The sequence below is a fragment of the Alteribacillus bidgolensis genome, assembly GCF_002886255.1.
In the GTDB taxonomy this organism is placed as follows: domain Bacteria; phylum Bacillota; class Bacilli; order Bacillales; family Marinococcaceae; genus Alteribacillus; species Alteribacillus bidgolensis.
In genome coordinates, this window is record NZ_KZ614149.1 from 1,502,134 (window position 1) to 1,519,763 (window position 17,630).

21 protein-coding genes and 2 pseudogenes are annotated in these 17,630 nt (G+C 39.7%); 3 read left to right on the top strand and 20 right to left on the bottom strand.

All coding sequences use genetic code 11. The features are described from left to right. Nucleotides 1–154: 154 nt before the first annotated feature. The 3 genes and pseudogenes from CEF16_RS07565 to CEF16_RS24330 form a co-directional block, all read right to left on the bottom strand. Complete coding sequence (locus CEF16_RS07565; RefSeq protein ID WP_091585294.1) at nucleotides 155–436, bottom strand: phosphoribosyltransferase; 282 nt, start codon at nucleotides 434–436, stop codon at nucleotides 155–157. A gap of 549 nt (nucleotides 437–985) precedes the next feature. Further along, nucleotides 986–2,311: a short-chain fatty acid transporter gene (locus CEF16_RS07570; RefSeq protein WP_245917794.1), complete on the bottom strand. Its 1,326-nt coding sequence runs from the start codon at nucleotides 2,309–2,311 to the stop codon at nucleotides 986–988. A 132-nt stretch (nucleotides 2,312–2,443) separates the two neighbouring features. After that, nucleotides 2,444–2,749 (bottom strand): annotated as a pseudogene (locus CEF16_RS24330) (SDR family oxidoreductase); the annotation flags it as partial. Nucleotides 2,750–2,759: 10 nt separating this feature from the next. On the opposite strand from CEF16_RS24330, the pseudogene CEF16_RS24335 reads away from it, so the two are divergent. After that, nucleotides 2,760–2,993 (top strand): annotated as a pseudogene (locus CEF16_RS24335) (SDR family NAD(P)-dependent oxidoreductase); the annotation flags it as partial. Here the strand turns inward: CEF16_RS24335 and CEF16_RS24340 are convergent. From CEF16_RS24340 to CEF16_RS07600, 5 genes are all read right to left on the bottom strand, one after another. Further along, on the bottom strand, nucleotides 2,981–3,184 hold the full coding sequence (locus CEF16_RS24340) for an SDR family NAD(P)-dependent oxidoreductase (protein ID WP_254780991.1): 204 nt from the start codon (nucleotides 3,182–3,184) through the stop codon (nucleotides 2,981–2,983). The pseudogene CEF16_RS24335 and the gene CEF16_RS24340 sit on opposite strands and share 13 nt — an antisense overlap. 151 nt (nucleotides 3,185–3,335) lie before the next feature. Next, nucleotides 3,336–3,734, bottom strand: coding sequence for a carboxymuconolactone decarboxylase family protein (locus tag CEF16_RS07585; protein WP_091585293.1), 399 nt, complete (start codon nucleotides 3,732–3,734; stop codon nucleotides 3,336–3,338). A gap of 100 nt (nucleotides 3,735–3,834) precedes the next feature. Continuing rightward, nucleotides 3,835–5,028: an acetyl-CoA C-acetyltransferase gene (locus CEF16_RS07590; RefSeq protein ID WP_091585291.1), complete on the bottom strand. Its 1,194-nt coding sequence runs from the start codon at nucleotides 5,026–5,028 to the stop codon at nucleotides 3,835–3,837. Further along, a complete protein-coding gene (locus CEF16_RS07595; RefSeq protein ID WP_091585289.1) occupies nucleotides 5,025–5,687 on the bottom strand; it encodes a 3-oxoacid CoA-transferase subunit B in 663 nt (220 codons plus the stop codon). The genes CEF16_RS07590 and CEF16_RS07595 overlap by 4 nt, the downstream gene beginning before the upstream one ends. Before the next feature lie 74 nt (nucleotides 5,688–5,761). Beyond that, complete coding sequence (locus tag CEF16_RS07600; protein WP_091585287.1) at nucleotides 5,762–6,457, bottom strand: CoA transferase subunit A; 696 nt, start codon at nucleotides 6,455–6,457, stop codon at nucleotides 5,762–5,764. Between the two features lie 102 nt (nucleotides 6,458–6,559). Here CEF16_RS07600 and CEF16_RS07605 point away from each other — a divergent pair, with 102 nt between their 5' ends. After that, nucleotides 6,560–7,450 carry a LysR family transcriptional regulator gene (locus CEF16_RS07605; protein WP_091585285.1) on the top strand — a complete coding sequence of 297 codons (891 nt, stop codon included), beginning with the start codon at nucleotides 6,560–6,562 and terminating at the stop codon, nucleotides 7,448–7,450. Between the two features lie 715 nt (nucleotides 7,451–8,165). Next, nucleotides 8,166–8,507, top strand: a complete 342-nt coding sequence (locus CEF16_RS07610) for a hypothetical protein (protein WP_091585283.1) — start codon at nucleotides 8,166–8,168, stop codon at nucleotides 8,505–8,507. Nucleotides 8,508–8,891: 384 nt separating this feature from the next. Here the strand turns inward: CEF16_RS07610 and ald are convergent, their stop codons facing one another. The 12 genes from ald to dapA all read right to left on the bottom strand — a co-directional run bounded on the left by ald (nucleotide 8,892) and on the right by dapA (nucleotide 17,626). Beyond that, nucleotides 8,892–10,031: an alanine dehydrogenase gene (ald, locus tag CEF16_RS07615; RefSeq protein ID WP_091585281.1), complete on the bottom strand. Its 1,140-nt coding sequence runs from the start codon at nucleotides 10,029–10,031 to the stop codon at nucleotides 8,892–8,894. A gap of 30 nt (nucleotides 10,032–10,061) precedes the next feature. Beyond that, nucleotides 10,062–10,184: an SDR family oxidoreductase gene (locus CEF16_RS07620; protein WP_091585279.1), complete on the bottom strand. Its 123-nt coding sequence runs from the start codon at nucleotides 10,182–10,184 to the stop codon at nucleotides 10,062–10,064. A gap of 143 nt (nucleotides 10,185–10,327) precedes the next feature. Next, nucleotides 10,328–10,672: an SDR family NAD(P)-dependent oxidoreductase gene (locus CEF16_RS07625; protein WP_096241742.1), complete on the bottom strand. Its 345-nt coding sequence runs from the start codon at nucleotides 10,670–10,672 to the stop codon at nucleotides 10,328–10,330. 8 nt (nucleotides 10,673–10,680) lie between these two features. Beyond that, nucleotides 10,681–10,788 carry an SDR family NAD(P)-dependent oxidoreductase gene (locus CEF16_RS24810; RefSeq protein WP_091585275.1) on the bottom strand — a complete coding sequence of 36 codons (108 nt, stop codon included), beginning with the start codon at nucleotides 10,786–10,788 and terminating at the stop codon, nucleotides 10,681–10,683. 64 nt (nucleotides 10,789–10,852) lie between these two features. Next, nucleotides 10,853–12,331 carry an alanine/glycine:cation symporter family protein gene (locus tag CEF16_RS07635; protein ID WP_091585273.1) on the bottom strand — a complete coding sequence of 493 codons (1,479 nt, stop codon included), beginning with the start codon at nucleotides 12,329–12,331 and terminating at the stop codon, nucleotides 10,853–10,855. Between the two features lie 84 nt (nucleotides 12,332–12,415). Then, nucleotides 12,416–13,150, bottom strand: coding sequence for an SDR family oxidoreductase (locus CEF16_RS07640; protein ID WP_091585271.1), 735 nt, complete (start codon nucleotides 13,148–13,150; stop codon nucleotides 12,416–12,418). Between the two features lie 49 nt (nucleotides 13,151–13,199). Beyond that, nucleotides 13,200–13,799 carry a short chain dehydrogenase gene (locus tag CEF16_RS07645; protein ID WP_091585269.1) on the bottom strand — a complete coding sequence of 200 codons (600 nt, stop codon included), beginning with the start codon at nucleotides 13,797–13,799 and terminating at the stop codon, nucleotides 13,200–13,202. A 66-nt stretch (nucleotides 13,800–13,865) separates the two neighbouring features. After that, nucleotides 13,866–15,095, bottom strand: coding sequence for an NAD(P)/FAD-dependent oxidoreductase (locus CEF16_RS07650; protein WP_091585267.1), 1,230 nt, complete (start codon nucleotides 15,093–15,095; stop codon nucleotides 13,866–13,868). 26 nt (nucleotides 15,096–15,121) lie between these two features. Beyond that, a complete protein-coding gene (locus CEF16_RS07655) occupies nucleotides 15,122–15,409 on the bottom strand; it encodes a (2Fe-2S)-binding protein (protein WP_091585265.1) in 288 nt (95 codons plus the stop codon). After that, nucleotides 15,399–15,680, bottom strand: coding sequence for a (2Fe-2S)-binding protein (locus CEF16_RS07660; RefSeq protein ID WP_091585355.1), 282 nt, complete (start codon nucleotides 15,678–15,680; stop codon nucleotides 15,399–15,401). The genes CEF16_RS07655 and CEF16_RS07660 overlap by 11 nt, the downstream gene beginning before the upstream one ends. A 20-nt stretch (nucleotides 15,681–15,700) precedes the next feature. Then, the gene (locus CEF16_RS07665) at nucleotides 15,701–16,483 is read right to left on the bottom strand and encodes an aspartate/glutamate racemase family protein (protein ID WP_245917796.1); all 783 of its coding nucleotides are present in this window, start codon (nucleotides 16,481–16,483) and stop codon (nucleotides 15,701–15,703) included. 243 nt (nucleotides 16,484–16,726) lie between these two features. Further along, nucleotides 16,727–17,626 (bottom strand): 4-hydroxy-tetrahydrodipicolinate synthase, encoded by a 900-nt coding sequence (gene dapA, locus CEF16_RS07670; RefSeq protein ID WP_091585263.1) that lies wholly within the window; start codon nucleotides 17,624–17,626, stop codon nucleotides 16,727–16,729. Nucleotides 17,627–17,630: the final 4 nt, after the last annotated feature.

Genomic DNA, 17,630 nt, shown 5'->3' on the forward strand with positions numbered 1-17,630 from the left:
GGAATAAAAAAGAGGTCGCTCAGGTAAACGGATTCACTATAAACCTTAACGTCCTCAGTGAATTAATAAAATAATTATCCAGATATAATTGAATGAATGTTATTTAGTAGTTGTGGCGCTTTGTAGTTTTTATAACCATTAATTTTCTTAGCATCTATATTTGTTGCATTAACGTTTGGACTAAAAACATCACCTTCAATAAAAAATCTTCTTTTCTATATACATTTTGAAAAGTACCAATTGTCACAAAAATGAGTTCTTTAACACCTTGATTCAATAAAAGGTTTCTTGCACACTCAAATGAGTAACCATTGGCTGTATAGTCATCTAAAACTACTACCTTCTTACCCTTTAATTTACCTTGGTATTCTGGATTTAAGTGTATTGTATCTAAATGACGCTTTGCTCCTTCAATGTCCTTTTCTTCTGGCCTCATATATGCTGATTTCTTAGAACTAGTATGCCTGATTAGTTTATCTTTACGGTGGTAAACCAATTTTCCTCGCCCGCACGATTCGTAACCTGCCTCGATATACTCAAAAACCTTAAGTTTTATTTAATTACATAAAATCTCTTAAAATTAATTTACTCATTCACTACATTAGCCGTATTCACTGCGTTTTTACGCTTACTTGGATCCTTCATTTTATCGCCAAAGAACATTTCAATGGCAGATATATGGCTTACCAAATGTTTACCAGTCTAAGACGATACTCAGCTCTTCCACTGATGTGTCACAAAAGAAATGGCCTCAAAATAGTACTGTTTCCGGAAGAACTCTCTACAGGATTCCAAGAAGAAGGTGCATTTACATACCAAGAATCCCCAGAAGGATAACTGGTAGAACTTTGTGAGCTTGTACTACCATAGGATGACCAACCGTTTGTACCATAGTTTACTTGTCTACTTAAAAGATAGTTCAGTGTTTAAGTGATTTCCTTACAGCTGTATACTAACTGTGATCCTCTTTCCTTAGCAAAAATACTTAAAACAATAAAAACCCTAGCGAAATAATGACACCGCTCACAAATAAAATAATAACACAAAAACCCATGATGTCTTTCGCTTTTAATCCAGCTATGGCAAGAGCTGGAAGGGCCCAGAAAGGTTGAATCATGTTTGTCCATGCATCTCCCCAAGCAACGGCCATGGCTGCCTTAGAAGCTGGTACACCTAACCTTTGTGCGGCTTCAAGCACAACTGGCGCTTGAACAGCCCATTGTCCCCCACCTGATGGAACAAAGAAATTTACAATTCCAGCACTTAAAAATGCAAACAATGGAAAAGTGATTTCGTTTGCAACAGACACAAACGCTTCAGACATGACTGTTGCCAATCCAGATGAAACCATAATTCCCATTAACCCAGCATAAAATGGAAACTGGATGATAATCCCACTTGCGCCTTTCACAGCATTTGTTACTGCTCTCAAAAATAATTTAGGCGTGCCCTGGAATAAAATCCCTAAGAAAAGAAAAGAGAAATTAACAATATCAAGATTTAACTGAAAGCCACTATTTAAAAAGTAATAAATTAAAAAGATAATTCCTAGTATACCAATAAGAAATGATAACACACGACTATTTTCCAATCGATCTGAAGGTGTCATCGCGGCTGTATCAAGGGTGGCTGCTTGAAGATTCTGGCTATCTTCTAATGAAGAACGATCAACCGTAATCGTTTCTTCCTTTTTGGGGATCATCATCCGATTGACGAGTGGAATCGTAATAAAAAGGGTAATGACAATGGCAATGTTATATGGCGCAAAAACGGTCTCACTCGTAGGGATGACTCCAATGATATCTTGAGAAAAGTGATCGGGTGTGGCAATGGTTAATGGAATCGAACCAGATATTCCACCATGCCAAATAACAAATCCACTATATGCACTTGCAATTAATAACCGATAATCAACATGATCTACTTTTTTCGCTAGTTCTTTTGCAAATAAAGCTCCAATAACTAAACCAAATCCCCAATTAATGAAACTTGCCAATAAAGAAACAACGCTGACTAATATGATCGCTTGACCTGGTGAAGATGGTAGACCAGCTAAACTCCCAAGCCCTTTTTTAAACAGGGGGCTGCTTGCTAAGACATGTCCTGTCACAAGAACAAGTAACATTTGCATGGAAAAGGACAATAAACCCCAAAATCCTTCTCCCCAATATTGGACAATATTAATTGGACTGCTGTTTGTAAAAATGAATGCTAAGCCAAATACTGTAAATGTGAGAAGGACAACAAACAGAAATGGATCAGGTAAATAGCGTTGCATCATCCGGTTGGATAGCGAAATAACATACTTCAACGTTTCTCCTCCTTTGCTGGCTTAAAGTAGATAGATTTTACTATGTAAGAATAAACTCCCTTATCACTACAATAAAAAATTTTCTGACTATTTCTCTTATTCTTCTTCTACCTTCACTCCCCCATAAACGTTTTATTGCGCTATGTACCCGCCATCAAGTACAATCGCCTGACCGGTGACCCCTTTGGCTTTATCATTTGCCAAATACATCGTATAATCCGCAATTTCCTGTACCTCAAGCAGGCGTTTTTACGGAACGAGAGGATACAGCACCTCTTCCAGTACTTTTTCTATCGGCACATTTCGGTTCTTCGCCAAGCCTTCAAATTGGTTGCGAACGAGCGGAGTATCAACATACCCCGGACACATGGCATTTACCGTGACCCCATATTCTGCGCCTTCCAATGCCGCTACTTTTGTTAAGCCGATGACCCCGTAATTCGAAACATACGGAAGGCTGGATGTACTGATTAAAAATGCAGGGCTACAACAAGTGGCTTCACTAGAAGAGTTTCCTACTGAAAAGTTCGAGTTCATTACGAAGGTGATGCTTGTCACCCCATTCATGACTACCAAGCATGTATTCCCGATTATGAAAAAACAAGGGACTAGCCGGATCATCAATATGGCCTCGATCAATGGACTGATCGATTTTGCTGGAAAAGCTGCCTATAACACCTCCTTGGTCACGTCACATTTTAGGCCCATACAGTCAAACCCATTCTGCCTCAACGTATCCGTCACTTCCCTTACTTTATCTTCATTGATATCCGTAAGGACGACCTTTGCACCATTTTTTGCAAATTCCACTCCAATTTCATAACCTATCCCACTTGCTGCTCCCGTTATGAACACAACTTTATTTTCTACCATTCTATTTTCCTCATATAGCTTCTATCAATATCGCAGTCATCTACATGCTATTGGCAGTTAGAAAAAACCTTATCATAGACAGTTTGCTCCTTACTTCTACCTGTCTACGATAGAGAATACAACACTCTTACTCAAAAGCTGCATAAAGAGGTTATTTTTCTTCAATCATAACATGATGTTCTTCAAAAATCTTTTTAGTCATATTTAATGCATTCTGAACACGTGGAAATCCTATATAAGGAATTAACTGCATGATGCTTTCTATGATTTCTTCTGGAGTTAATCCTGATGTAATTCCCCTCTTCACATGTGTTCCAATTTGCGTATAAGCTGCTTGCGTCACAAGCGAAGAAAGCGTAACAAGTGCTCGCTGTTTATTATCCAACCCCGACCGCGTGTAAATATCTCCATAAGCAAATTCCACAATAAACTTACGAAGGTCTGGAGCAATGTCTTTTAAACCATCTGACTCTATTAAATGATTTACTTCTTCTGAACTAGTAAATTCTTTTAATTTATCTAACCCCCGCTGAAAACGATCCTGTTCCATCCTAACACCTTCTCGTATACTATTTATACTGCTCAGCTTCTGTCTTGTAATTGGTATCTCCAACAAATGCTACTTGTATGAGAATTGCATTCTTTTGAAGTTATCCGTTATACCTCTCTACAATTGTCGCTATTCCTTGCCCTCCGCCAATACAAAGAGCAGCTAGTCCAGCGGCACTATCTCGACGTTTCATTTCATGAAGCAATGTCACTAACACACGAGTTCCGCTTGCTCCAATCGGATGCCCTAATGCAATGGCGCCTCCGTTTACATTAATCCGGTCCTCTGGTATGTCCAAATCACGCTGGACGGCAATGGATTGTGCTGCAAATGCTTCGTTTGCCTCTACCAAATCCAGGTCATTAATCGTCATTTCTGCTTTGTCCAATGCTCTTTTAGCTGCCGCGACAGGACCGATGCCCATAATACGCGGCGGAACTCCCGCGCTGGCATTAGCACGGATACTTGCAAGCGGCTTGGCATTTAATTCTCTGGCGCAGCGCTCACTCATTACTATTATTGCTGCTGCCCCGTCATTAATGCCGGAAGCATTGCCTGCTGTAACGCTGCCGTCTTTTTTAAAAGCGGGCTTCAACTCACTTAATTTTTCAACCGTTGTGATTGCCCTAATGCCTTCATCGTGAGTAACGGTGATAGAATCTTTTTTTCTCTGCAGCACTTCTATCGGCACAATCTCATCTGAAAATAGTCCACTTTCCTGAGCTTTTGCAGCTTTTTCCTGACTCAAGGCGGCAAATTTGTCCTGCTCTTCTCTTGTAAATCCGTACTGATCGTTTATATTTTCTGCGGTTATTCCCATGTGATAGTTTTCTAGCGCACAGGATAATCCGTCATGAATCATGCTGTCTATTAATTGTTGATTTCCGATGCCAAATCCCGTTCGGCTTCCCTTTAAAAGATAGGGAGCCTGACTCATGCTTTCCATTCCGCCTGCCACTATAACATCAGCGTCTCCTGCTTGAATGGCTTGAGCAGCCAAGTGAACAGCTTTTAATCCAGAACCGCATACTTTATTAACCGTCATAGCAGGAATCGATTCTGGCAGGCCGGCATGTATTGCCGCTATACGAGCGGGATTTTGACCAATTCCTGCCTGGAGAACGTTCCCCAAAATAACCTCATCAACCTGGTCAGCTTCAATACCTGAGCGCTTTAACGCCGCTCGTATTGCAGCGGCACCAAGATCGACAGCAGATAATTCTTTAAATACGCCGTTAACCACTCCAATCGGCGTGCGAACAGCACCTGTGAGAACGACTTTTTCCGAATTCAATTTACTCCCTCCTTTTGGAGAAGGGATTGATCTACTGTAAAACGAGCTTCTGTATGTTTTCGTACCGCATCCAAGTCATAGCCCTCCTGGATTTCCTTTAACACCATCCCATCTTCCGTAAAATCAAACACCGCCATCTCTGTGATTAATCGACTGACTACTTTCTTTCCCGTCAACGGCAGTTCACATTCAGAGCGGACTTTGGACTGCCCATGTTTATTGACATGATTCATAATAATGACTACTTTTTTTGCTCCTTGAACAATGTCCATCGCACCGCCCATGCCTTTGACCATTTTTCCCGGTATCATCCAATTGGCCAGATCCCCATTTTCAGCCACTTCCATGCCGCCTAGAATGGCCAGATCAACATGGCCTCCGCGAATCATTGCAAACGATTCGGCATTGTCAATAAACACAGCCCCTTCTTTCGCTGTCACCGTTTCTTTTCCTGCGTTAATAAGATCAGCATCCTCTTCGCCGGAAACCGGATAGGGGCCAATCCCTAAAAGACCATTTTCCGAATGTAAAAACACTTCCTTGGATGAAGGGATTTTATCTGCAATCATCGTTGGCATCCCGATCCCCAAATTGATATTCATGCCATCTTCCACTTCTAAAACGGCTCGAGCAATAATTTTTTCACGAATAGAACTCATTTTACCCCTCCTATTAATAATGTGCTAGTTTTCCGCAGACGCCCGGCCGAGCGTCTCTCTGTATAAAACATATATTAAGCCCCGCGAACCGTCCGTCTTTCAATTCGTTTCTCATAATGTTCGCCTTTTAATACGTACTGCACGTAAATACTAGGTGTATGGATAAAATTTGGATCTAACTTACCAACGTCAACTAGTTCTTCTACTTCAGCAATTGTTACTTTACCAGCCGCTGCTGCTAGTGGATTAAAGTTACGGGCGGTGTGGCGGTATATTAGATTCCCATAAGCATCACCTTTCCACGCCTTCACAAGGGCAGCATCCCCCGTAATTGCTTCTTCCAAAATGTACGTTCTTCCATTAAATTCTTTATGTTCTTTTCCTTCAGCTATGGGTGTTCCTACGCCGCTTGGTGTATAAAATCCTGGAAGACCGGCCCCGCCTGCTCGAATACGTTCGGCAAGCGTTCCCTGCGGTACCAGCTCCAAATCCAAATCTCCGTTTAAATACTGGGACTCCAGGGTTTTATTTTCCCCTACATACGAGGCAATCATTTTTGTGATCTGCTGATTTTGAAGCAGCAAGCCAAGGCCCCAATCATCAACCCCGCAATTATTACTGACAATCGTAAGGTCTTTGGTTCCCTGCTCTACCAGTGTCAAAATAGCTTGCTCCGGAATGCCGCAAAGTCCAAATCCTCCTACAATGACTGTATCCCCATTTTTAATGTGGCTTACGCTGTCTGCAAACGACATTGTAATACTTGACATTTGAAAACCTCCTTCTATATTTACACTTTACTAAAAGCGTTTTCATAAGTAAAATAGATAAAAAATATATATTTATTCTTATAAAGAATAAATGAGGTGCCTATGGATATTAAACAACTACATTTGTTTCTCGAAGTATATAAAGAAATGAGCATTTCTAAAGCAAGTCAAAAACTCCATATTTCACAGCCCGCCCTTAGCAAATCTCTGCTTCAATTAGAACAAGAGCTGGGACTTCGTTTATTTGACCGCTCCACCCGTCACCTGCACATCACAAAAGAAGGTGAAATAATGCTTTCTCACGCGCAAAAGGTCATACGGGATATGGAGGATATGAAGCAAGAAGCAGAAGACATAAAACTAAGAAAAAAAGGAAGCTTTAAGTTCGGCCTGCCGCCCGTGATTGGCTCCAATATTTTTCCCGACATCATCGCTTCCTTTAAAACATATAATCCTGAAATAGAGATGGAAATTGTGGAAGAAGGAGCTAAAATTATGGAAGCTTCTCTCTTAGAAGGAAAAATAGACGTAGGTGTTGGGATCTTACCTGTGGATCATGAACTATTTGAAATACGCCCCATTGTAAAAAAAGATTTATTGCTCGTGGTTTCCACAGACCATCCATTAGCAGATAGGAAACGAGTGGAATTAAAGGAATTAGCGAATGAACATTTTTTGATGTTTCAAAAGGGATTTTCATTGTATGACCGTGTCAGGCAGGGTTGTATTGAGGCAGGTTTTGAGCCTTTTATTGTACATGAAAGCACACAGTGGGATTTTTTAGTGGAAATGACAAAAAAGAACCTTGGCATCACGTTGCTGCCGGAAATGCTCTGTCAGAAGATTGATTTATATGGAGCCTCTACATTAGAAGTAACAAATCCTACAATCTCGTGGAACTTGGCGATCATCTGGCGAAAAAACAGCTATCAATCACATGCAGCAAAAGCCTGGGTTGATTTCGTGGAGGATGCACTGCAAAATAATCTGTAACGTTTACGTTTTGCACTTTAAATAAAATCGTATAGGCGTTGCCGGATTGACTCACTTTTAATCGGATGTAAGCCTGAGGAGGTCTTTTGCTCGGTTTCCAACATAAGATAGCAAAAACTGCTGCGGGAATAAGCATAAGCGAGTGCAAAAATGCTACATCTATTCCTCGATATAAAAAGTAGACTTTGCACCAGCTCCATAGTTTACGAGAATGGATGCTTTTCTTGAGCTAAGTGATAGGTTCATTTCCTGATGCAGGTATGCCCGTTTTGTTAACATTGTATGTATTCTTTCTTCTTGATCGGAACAAACAACATATGTAGTAATGGATGAGAGCAGATTTTTCTAGGAGTCTATGGCAGTGAACTTTTTCTAACAAAACCACAACCCGAATATGTGAGGAGACAGGGCATACCTTTTGCTTTGATTAGTTACGATTATTTGTATGATTGCCGCTGTTATTACTTTTTCGCTGAACCAAGTAGAAGATAAAAATTATAATAGTGAATCAAGTTTTGGCCAACTTGATTCATGTTTATTTAATCTGGCTTCCTGGAGGGATTATCGTTATTGGAATTTTTGGATTCATCTGGTATTTATTTTAATAGATTTTTATGAGATGTTGACTCAGCAGGTATTACTGCTGCAGTTGTTGGTTTCGTGATATAATGACAGACAGAAAACTATTATATAATTAACAGGGATGAGAAAAAAGATGAGCAGTACAATAAAATTGATCTCCCTTTCCATTTTAATATGTTATTTTATTTTTATCGATTATCATGGCCCTCCAACCAGTATCGATTCTTATAATCAGACCAATGTTATAACTGTTAGTGAAGATATAAGTGAATATGAACCTTTCATCGGAAAAGATAAACACGCCTTTGGCCATAACCTTTTTATCTATCCGTTACTTATTTTAGTGGTTGTTTTAGAAAGCGTATCTAATAAGACCATACCAACCTGGTATTTCAGCAGGACATTATTAGCACTTACTCCAGTATTTTATGGGGCTGATTATTTGATCCATTTCCCTTTGTTTATGAAACAATGAATCTTTTATGATTGGAGGAATGGGTATGATGTGGTTCAGACTTATAATGATTGGTGTATTTGCTTTGACTGCTGTAAATATCTTTTCATATCAAGGTATAGAGATAGTGTATGCTATTACCGACTTCATCAAAAATAAGCAATAGTTTTTTTGAGTGCATAGACTCTTTATCTATGCACTCTTTTTAGTGATCATTCAGCTTTGATCACTTGCCCAGGAATTCTATCCTCTTCCATGGGAATTCCTCTATTGTCCTCTTATATGGGCTGCATCTCCAAAAAATGTGAATTATTGTTAATAGTGTGACCATTTAAGCATTATTAGCCCATTTTAAAAGTGTTTGACAAATGACTACAAGGTTGCCGATTTATTTCATTAACTCTCCTAAAGAGTCTTTTCATATTGGTTCTCTTCCATTTCTTCATAAATATTTGTATATGTGTAACCATGAGCATCAGCTACTGCTTCTAAAGTGACTTTACCATTAATGCAATTAATCCCTTTTGCTAGTCCTGGATTCTCTAAAGCGGCTTTTTCATATCCCTTGTTTGCAAGGTCTAATCCGAATTGAGTAGTAACATTTGTTAAAGCAATGGTGGAGGTCTGCGAGACAGCTCCAGGCATATTAGCTACCGCATAATGGACTACACCATGTCGAACGTAAGTAGGTTCAGCGTGCGTTGTTATATAATCAATAGTTTCAATAGAACCTCCTTGATCGATTGCAACATCGACAATAACAGACCCAGTTTGCATATCTTTCACCATGTCATCTGTAACAATTTTTGGAGCTCGTGCTCCGGGAACTAGAACAGCCCCAATTAACAAATCAGCACGCTTAACTGCATTTCTCACGTTTAGAGGATTGGATATTATTGTTTTTAATTGCCCATGAAACTGGTCATCCAATTGTCGTAAACGTTCAGCACTAACATCAAGTATTGTGACACTTGCTCCTAGCCCTAAGGCCATTTTGGCAGCGTTCGTCCCTACTACTCCACCGCCAATAATAACTACTTCTCCCGGAGAAACCCCTGGTACTCCTCCTAGCAGCACTCCTTTTCCACCTTTACTTTTTTCTAAAAACTGAGCACCTATTTGTACAGACATGCGTCCTGCTACTTCACTCATAGGTGTTAGTAATGGAAGAGTGCCATTCTCTAGCTGAATTGTTTCATACGCTATAGCAATAACTTTGTTATCTAATAGAGCTTTAGTAAGAGTTGGTTCAGGGGCTAGATGTAAATATGTGTACAAAATTAAACCTTCTTTAAAAAACTCATATTCTGAAGGAATTGGTTCTTTTACTTTAATAACCATATCGACGTCCCAGGCTTCTTTAGGGCCTGACACCATGATGGCACCGACTTTTATATAATCTTCGTCACGAAAGCCACTTTCGAGACCTGCATTTTTTTCAACAAGTACTTTATGTCCAGCGTTTGTATATACAGCAACATTACTAGGGGTTAATGCTACACGATGTTCGTTATTTTTTACTTCTCGAGGAACTCCAATTATCATTTTAATACCACCTTAGCCATATTTTTTATTCTATTTAACAGAAAAACCTCTATCTACAAATAGCTGTGCTCCTGTTATAAAAGAAGCCTCATTTGAAGCCATAAATGGTACAGCTGCAACAACATCTTCCGGTTTTCCTATGCGCTTTAACATTGTAAGATTTGCTTAGGCAGATGCCACTCCTTCTAACTGTAATCGTGACTTAGTTAAGATTGTTTGTATGGTGCCAGGAGCTATGCCGTTTACCCGAACATTCTATTCTCCCAAATCTAAAGCCATATGACGTGTCATTTAAGCTACCGCACCTTTGAGGCCCCATGCTCAACCGTATTCGGTTCTGCTATAACAGAAGTTGTAGAGGAGATGTGAACAATACTACCTTGTTTCTGCTTAACCATATGCCGAGCAGCTTCTTGGCTGCAGAAAAATACACATTTTGCATTAACGTCCATTACTTTATCATAGTCTGCTTCGGTTAATTCGAGAAAAGGCTTCCTAATAGTCACTCCCGCGTTAGCTACCGTAACCTTAATCTTAAAAAAGCTTTCTATTGTTTTAGCTATTAGAGATTTGACAGACTGCACATCTGCGACATCTAACCCGATAGTCATCCAGTTAACTTCATCATGTTGTGAATTCAAAGCTTCTCTTAACAGCTTCTAAATTTATCTAAAAAAACGACCTTAGCTCCTTCATCAAGATACCTTTTAGCAATAGCTGCTCCATTGCCAGAACCAGCACCAGTTACAATAGCCACTTTATTTTTTTAGTTTCATTCACTCCCCCTTTCTTCCGTGTTTGTCTCTTGATATGAATAAATTTCACTGAGCCTTCCTTTGTTCTTTCCTGTGTTTTTCATCTTGGACATACTCTTTCTCCCAAAATTCTGCATTTTTTATCCCTAGCTTTGCTGGATCAAAAACAGGATCCTTGCCCATCTTTTTCTGTTCCTTAAAATCCTTTAATACTTTCAATGCTGGTTTAAACAGCAGAAGTAAAGCAAATAAGTTAAAATAAGCCATGCTGCCTAAACCTATATCGCCAATAGTCCAGGCTGTATTCGAAGCGACAACTGTCCCAGTAAAAACAAAAATTAAAATCAGGAATTTTAGCAAATTATTCATCCATTTTACTTTGCTTTTCCAGTTGCGAGTGATATAAGCCAAACTTGTTTCAGCCTTGTAATAATACGAAAGCATTGTGGTAAAGCAAAAGAAAAACAAAGCAATAGCTAAAAAAATGTAACCAAAACTAGGAAGAATATCACTTACAGCCATCTGGACATTTACTGCTCCCGCTTCGACACCAGGTACATTCGTCACAATAGCCTCTTGCCCATCAGGTTGTACATTATACATTCCGGTAATTAAAATCATAAAAGCAGTTGCCGAGCAAATAATCCATGTATCCACGTAAACCCCAAAAGCCTGTACAAATCCCTGCTTAGCAGGGTGAGAAACTTCTGCAGCTGCGCCTTCGTAGGTTTCTCCTCCAGATCCAGCAGCATTTGAGAAAAAACCTCGCTGCACTCCCCAAGAGATAGCAGCACCAACGATACCTCCAAACGTTGCCTCCGCACCAAAAGCACTTGATAAAATTAAAGAGAAAACATCTGGAATAGCTGATACATTAGCTATTAATATAATACTGCACACAATCAAATAACCAATTGCCATTAAAGGTACGAAAAACTCCGTAGCCTTTGCAATTCTTTTTATTCCTCCGAACACAATCAGAGAAAAAAACAACACTAGAATTATTCCCATAAACATCGGATTAATGCCGAATGCTTTTTCCATGGAAACTGCGATTGTATTTGATTGAATGTTCATTAAACCGAAACCTTTTGCAATAATTGCGATTAATGCATACACTATGGCAATTTTCTTTAACCCTAGTCCCTTCTCGATATAATAGGGTGGGCCGCCACGATATTCGCCATTTTGCTTACTTTTATATATTTGTGCCAATGAACTCTCAATAAAGGCTGTTGCCGAGCCCAAAAAGGCCATTAACCACATCCAAAAAACAGCCCCAGGACCTCCCAACGCAATGGCAGTAGCTACACCAGCTATATTACCGGTTCCCATTCGGCTTCCTAATGACATTGATATAGCTTGAAATGAAGATACTCCACTTCTTGAGGATTCTCTACTAAACGTATATTTAATCATCTCTTTGACGTGTACTAGCTGAACAAACCTACTTGCAATCGTAAAGAACAGTCCAATACCCAAAAAACAGTAAATGAAGTATTGGTTCCACACCAGTCCGCTAATCCAATTTAGTATACTTACCATAATAGCCCCCGATTCACTCAATGAAATCAAACGTACATTGAGTTATTTTAGTATTTATGGGCTCTCTCCACTCTCACTCCTTGTTTATTCTCCTATTGGTTTTCTATTAATCTCTAAACTTTTTTTTATGTTGTGATTGATAACGTTTATATTTTCTTCCTGTATATCTTTTTGATGCTTTGCACTTTCAAATATTAACTCGGCTACTCTATCAGGATGCATATAACTATCCCTTTGCTCGTTGGATGGTGTTGTTCTCCATAAATTAGTTATCATATTTCCCATATAAGCTGATAAAATATTTATATTTAGGTCTTGACATTCTATGGCTAGAGCTTCAGTAAAACCACGCACTCCAAATTTACTTGCACTGTAAACGCTTTCCATTTTCTTTACTACTTTTCCAGAATTTGATATAATGTTTATAAAGCATCCTTTTTTTTGCCTATGCATCACTTTTAATACTTCCTGTGTACAAAAAATTGTCCCTATTAAATTTGTATCAATGGTTCGGTTAACATCTTCTTCTGTCAGCTCAATAACTGGTTTGAAAATTCCTATCCCGGCGTTATTAACCCAGCAATCAATAGATCCGTGAACTCTTATAATGCTTTCTGTAACATGTTCAATGTTAGTTTTGTCTGTAACATCTAATTCATAAATGGAGGATTCACCATCAAGTTGAGAAGCAGTATTCATAAGGGTTGTTTTTGTTCTTCCGAGCAAACATACATGGCTGCCGCTTTGCGAATACTTTATTGCTAATGACTTTCCCAACCCACTGCCTGCACCAGTAATGGCAACTATTTCTTGTGCTATATTAAATCACCCCCTGGCAAAGTATGATGAAAGAGTCACTATATGATTTTTAATAAACTTCATAAGTTTGGCCTGACTGCGCTCCTAGTATACTTTTCTTAAAAGCGAGACCTACATCTTTGGCTTCTCTTGGTTTGAACCCTTTAAACAAAGGACCGTATTTTTCTTCCGATTCGATGACCATTGTTGGGCTTACATTATTAATACGAATATTTTTAGGTAATTCAATTGCAGCAGACTTAACAAACGCTCGAACACCACCATTTGCCATGGCAGAAGATGATGCTTTTACTATCGGATCATCCATTAAAATACCAGTAATTAGTGTAATGCTTCCATTTTCACGAATATAATCTAGACCAAGCAGAACTAAATTAATCTGGCCAAGAAGTTTACTATTTACAGCTACAAGATTTTGTTCAGGGGTCATGTCTTCTACAGGTCCAAAATGGGCCGCCCCAGCTGTGCATACCAGCGCATCAACCTCACCCACGGTTTCAAACATTGCTTGAATGCTATCCGTCGAGGTAATATCTACCTCCACATCAGCATTTGTTCTACCTGCACTTATAATTTCCGCATCCGTTTTCATTTCGTTTGCCACTGCTTGTCCAAGAGTACCATTTGCGCCTACTAGTAATAATTTCATGATCTCTAACCTCTCAATATCGATAGTTTGTCTATAAATGATAAACGTTCATTGATCCCACAAACGTTATGCTTCCTGCTTTTTCTTTCTCACTTCTTTAATATCTTCAAGCTGTCGATAGAATTGCTCACGTGCCTGGGGGAGACCGGGCTGGAATTGTATCATAGCATTATCTCTGGTAATTTTCACATTCTCCATTGCTCTATTTATTGATTCTTCCAATTGAATCCATTTGTTAAGGAAATCCGCAGCCACAGACAAGCCAGCCACTCTTCCTTGAGCCATTGCCACTTTAGCACTTTCAATGCCAGTTATATTTCCAGCAACAAAAAGATTTGGCACATTTGTCTGCATTCTTTCGTTATGCACCGGCACATGCCCGCCTAGCTCTGGTACATACTTAAAAGAACAGCCGACAATAGATGCAAGCTCTGCTAGCGGGGTCAATCGACCTGAGATACACACGAAGTCAGCATCTACTACTTTTTCACTTCTATGATCAATTTCGCCGCTTGCTGTGACATTTGCTGTTCTTACTCCGGTAGCGTGGGTTTCTCCAAGGATCTCTAATGCAGCGGTTTTTATACGAATAGGAATTCCAAACATCCTCATTCCCTTTTTAGGAAAAAACCTGACTACAATTTTGGGATGTACAAGCTTACCGATCTTCCCTAATTGACGCAGGACTGGAGTTGGTGCAAGGTGTGTTAAGTTCATTAACGAGGATAAAACCTTTTCAGGCACTCCAGCTTCTTTGGAAATCATATCAGCCTTTGGAATAATGATTTCTTTCACTTTAACACCACATAACTTTAGTTCATTGGCAATAGCCATCGACAGCACGTTGGCTCCAATAATTACACACGAATCACCAGGCTTGACTCGATGCACATTTCCCATTACTTGAGCTGCTCCTATGGACATCACTCCAGGAAGCGTCCATCCTTTTACTGGAATAGGACTTTCCGAAGCCCCTGTGGCTAGAAGTAGTTTTTCAGCTTTAAATTCTCCACGAGTCGTGTATACACGCCAACCATTGTTTGATTGATTGATATCATATACGGAAACCTCACACTGAATTGCAACACCTAATTGAAGTGCCCGTTGATTAAGCTGTTCTCCTTCTTCTATTCCGTTCCACCACTCACCGTTTGGTTCTTGATGCAGCTGTCCCAGAAGACGTCCTCCTGCCTTCGGAAATTCGTCAATTACTTTAACAGTTAACCCTTCTTCCGCCGCAGTAATAGCTGCGCTTAACCCGGCAGGACCAGCCCCTATAATAAGAAGATTTAACATCTTTATTCACCTCCTCTTCTTAAATCTTATAGCGAATGTATCCTCATCCCTTCTGAAACAGATGTTAAGCATGCCCTTGCCACTTTTTTTTCATTGAGCTGGACTCGGCATTCAAAGCAGTGACCAATATTACAGTAAATTCCTCTTCCTTTTCCACTAACTTCATGGTGCCTGAGTGTTTTTATCCCCTCTGCCATCATAGCTGAAGCAATCGTATCTCCTTCATAAGCTTTATAGGCTTTATCATTAAAGTAGATCGTTACTTCCCTTTGGTTTTCTAGATCTTTTAGAACGGGATGATGTTTAACTCTCATTGTTGTTCTCCCCTCCTAACTCTCCAAAGGTGACCGGCCGTATTGGCGGCCTATAACTGAGCTGGCTTTCATCCTTAGCCTTCTCATTATTAATTTCCTGTACAATTCGTTCTACCATTGTTCGACATGTTCTCCCACCACAATATCCCATTCCAGCACGTGTTCGTAATTTAACTTCACGAGAAGAGCAGTGAAATTGTTTCGCTGTGTCAGTAATCGTCCCTAAAGGTATATCCTCACATCTGCATATAATTGTTGTCTCATCAATCATAACAACCATTCACCCCCTTATTAGAGAAAACCACTATAGGGTTTCTGGGACGTTGCCATATGTGCCCACCGAATCATTGTAATAAAGTCGTATACTGGCAGCCCTGCTGCACGTTGAATATCTGCTGCGTACGGTGGAAGATCACTGCATTCCAACAGAATAGCTCCCATATCTGGATTCTCGTGCACAAGTTCTAAAGAAGCGTTCACAACCTCTTTTCGGACAATATCGTTATCAAAGCTTCCCCGGCTTTCAATAATTGCCGAAAACTCCGGGAGCCTGCCTAAATCCTTTATCTTTGCATAATCTGTATTTTTCACTCCACTGCTATCAAAAAGTTTATCTGTCAATCCATTAATATCAGCTGTTAATACCCCTACTGTTTGTTCTGATTTTAAGCCTGTTTTAATCCACGGTAGTTGAATGATACTTGACATAAATACAGGAATATCAACAGAATTAGCGACTTGCTCTTGATAATTTCCAAAAAAGCCGCAAGCACCACAGATCACTTTAGCTCCTTCTTTTTCTAATTGTTTAGCAGCAGATATAACATCGCTCACAAGGGTTGGATCCCCCGCGTGTATTCTCTCTTGGTTACATCCTGGAACCACTTTCATAACAACTGGAAAATCATAAGTGGATAAATTAGCTACGTTTCCAGGTAGAGTCGGATACCAGCAATCATCTAAAAACAGAATTCCAACCGAATAGCCTGAAACATACTGACCTTTCTTCATCTTTATTCTTGTATTTGTACCTTGCTCAATGAACCCATATCCTTGCGATTGACTTGTTAACACTTTCCCACTTCCTATCTGACTATTACTTATTTGAAAGAGTGAGGGCTGTCTCACAATTAGGATGGCTCCATCTATTTTAGCGACTACAGTTGAAATACGGGCAACGCTTCCTTCAGTTTTCCCGTGAGCAGAAAACGCTTACTGCGGCAACTTCAGAAATCTACGTGTATTTCAACTGCATGATGTTTCTTTTCAGGTGAGAAAAAATAGAATTAAATCCCCTTTGGGACAGCCCCATGCTTATTAAACAGTTTTAACTTCGTACCCTAACTCCGAAAGTGCTTGACCCATTTTTTGTTTCAATTCTTCCGATGCTGGTACTAGCGGATCACGTACAATGCCCCCTCTAATTCCAAGAATGTCTAGTCCTGCTTTTACTGGTCCCGGAACGGGTTCAGCTTCCACATAATCATAGAGCGAAAGAAGTTTTTGATTCATCGCGATAGCTCCATCGATATTCCTTTCTTTTGTAAACAAATCATACATTTGAACAATTTCTTTTGGGACCAAATTGTGAACGATCCCGGTTGCGCCGTGCCCGCCAACCGCTAAAGTGGGCAAAATGAGGTGTTCAAAACCAGTTAAAACGGAGAAATCATTTTGATCTTTTGTAAGAGCGATTACTTTGCAAGTGTGTTCTTGATCTGTCGTATTTTTAACACCCACAATGCCGTCAATTTTGCTTAATTCTGCAATCAACTCTGGGGACAGTTCAACGCTTGTTGCTGCTGGGTAATGATAAATTACAATGCCGATATCCGATTCCTCTGCAAGAGTAGTATAATAGTCAATAATGCCTTGTTCGCTTGTTTTTAAATAGTATGGGTTAATAACAAGTGCACAATCTGCCCCAATGTCTGCTGCATATCTTGTTAGTTCTAGGGTATCTTCCGTTCTATGAGCGCTTGTTCCAGCCATAATAGGCACTTGACCATTAGCAGCTTCGACAGCCGCCTTCAAGACTGATTTCCTTTCATCCATTGACATCAAAGAATATTCGCCTGTACTTCCACCTGCAAGCAAGCAGTGTACTCCACCGTCTATTAAGTGTTTAATTAGATTATTGTACGCCTCAAAATCTATTTTTCCCTCGTTGTCAAAAGGCGTAGGCATAGCTGGGATCATTCCGATAGGTTTGTACATATTA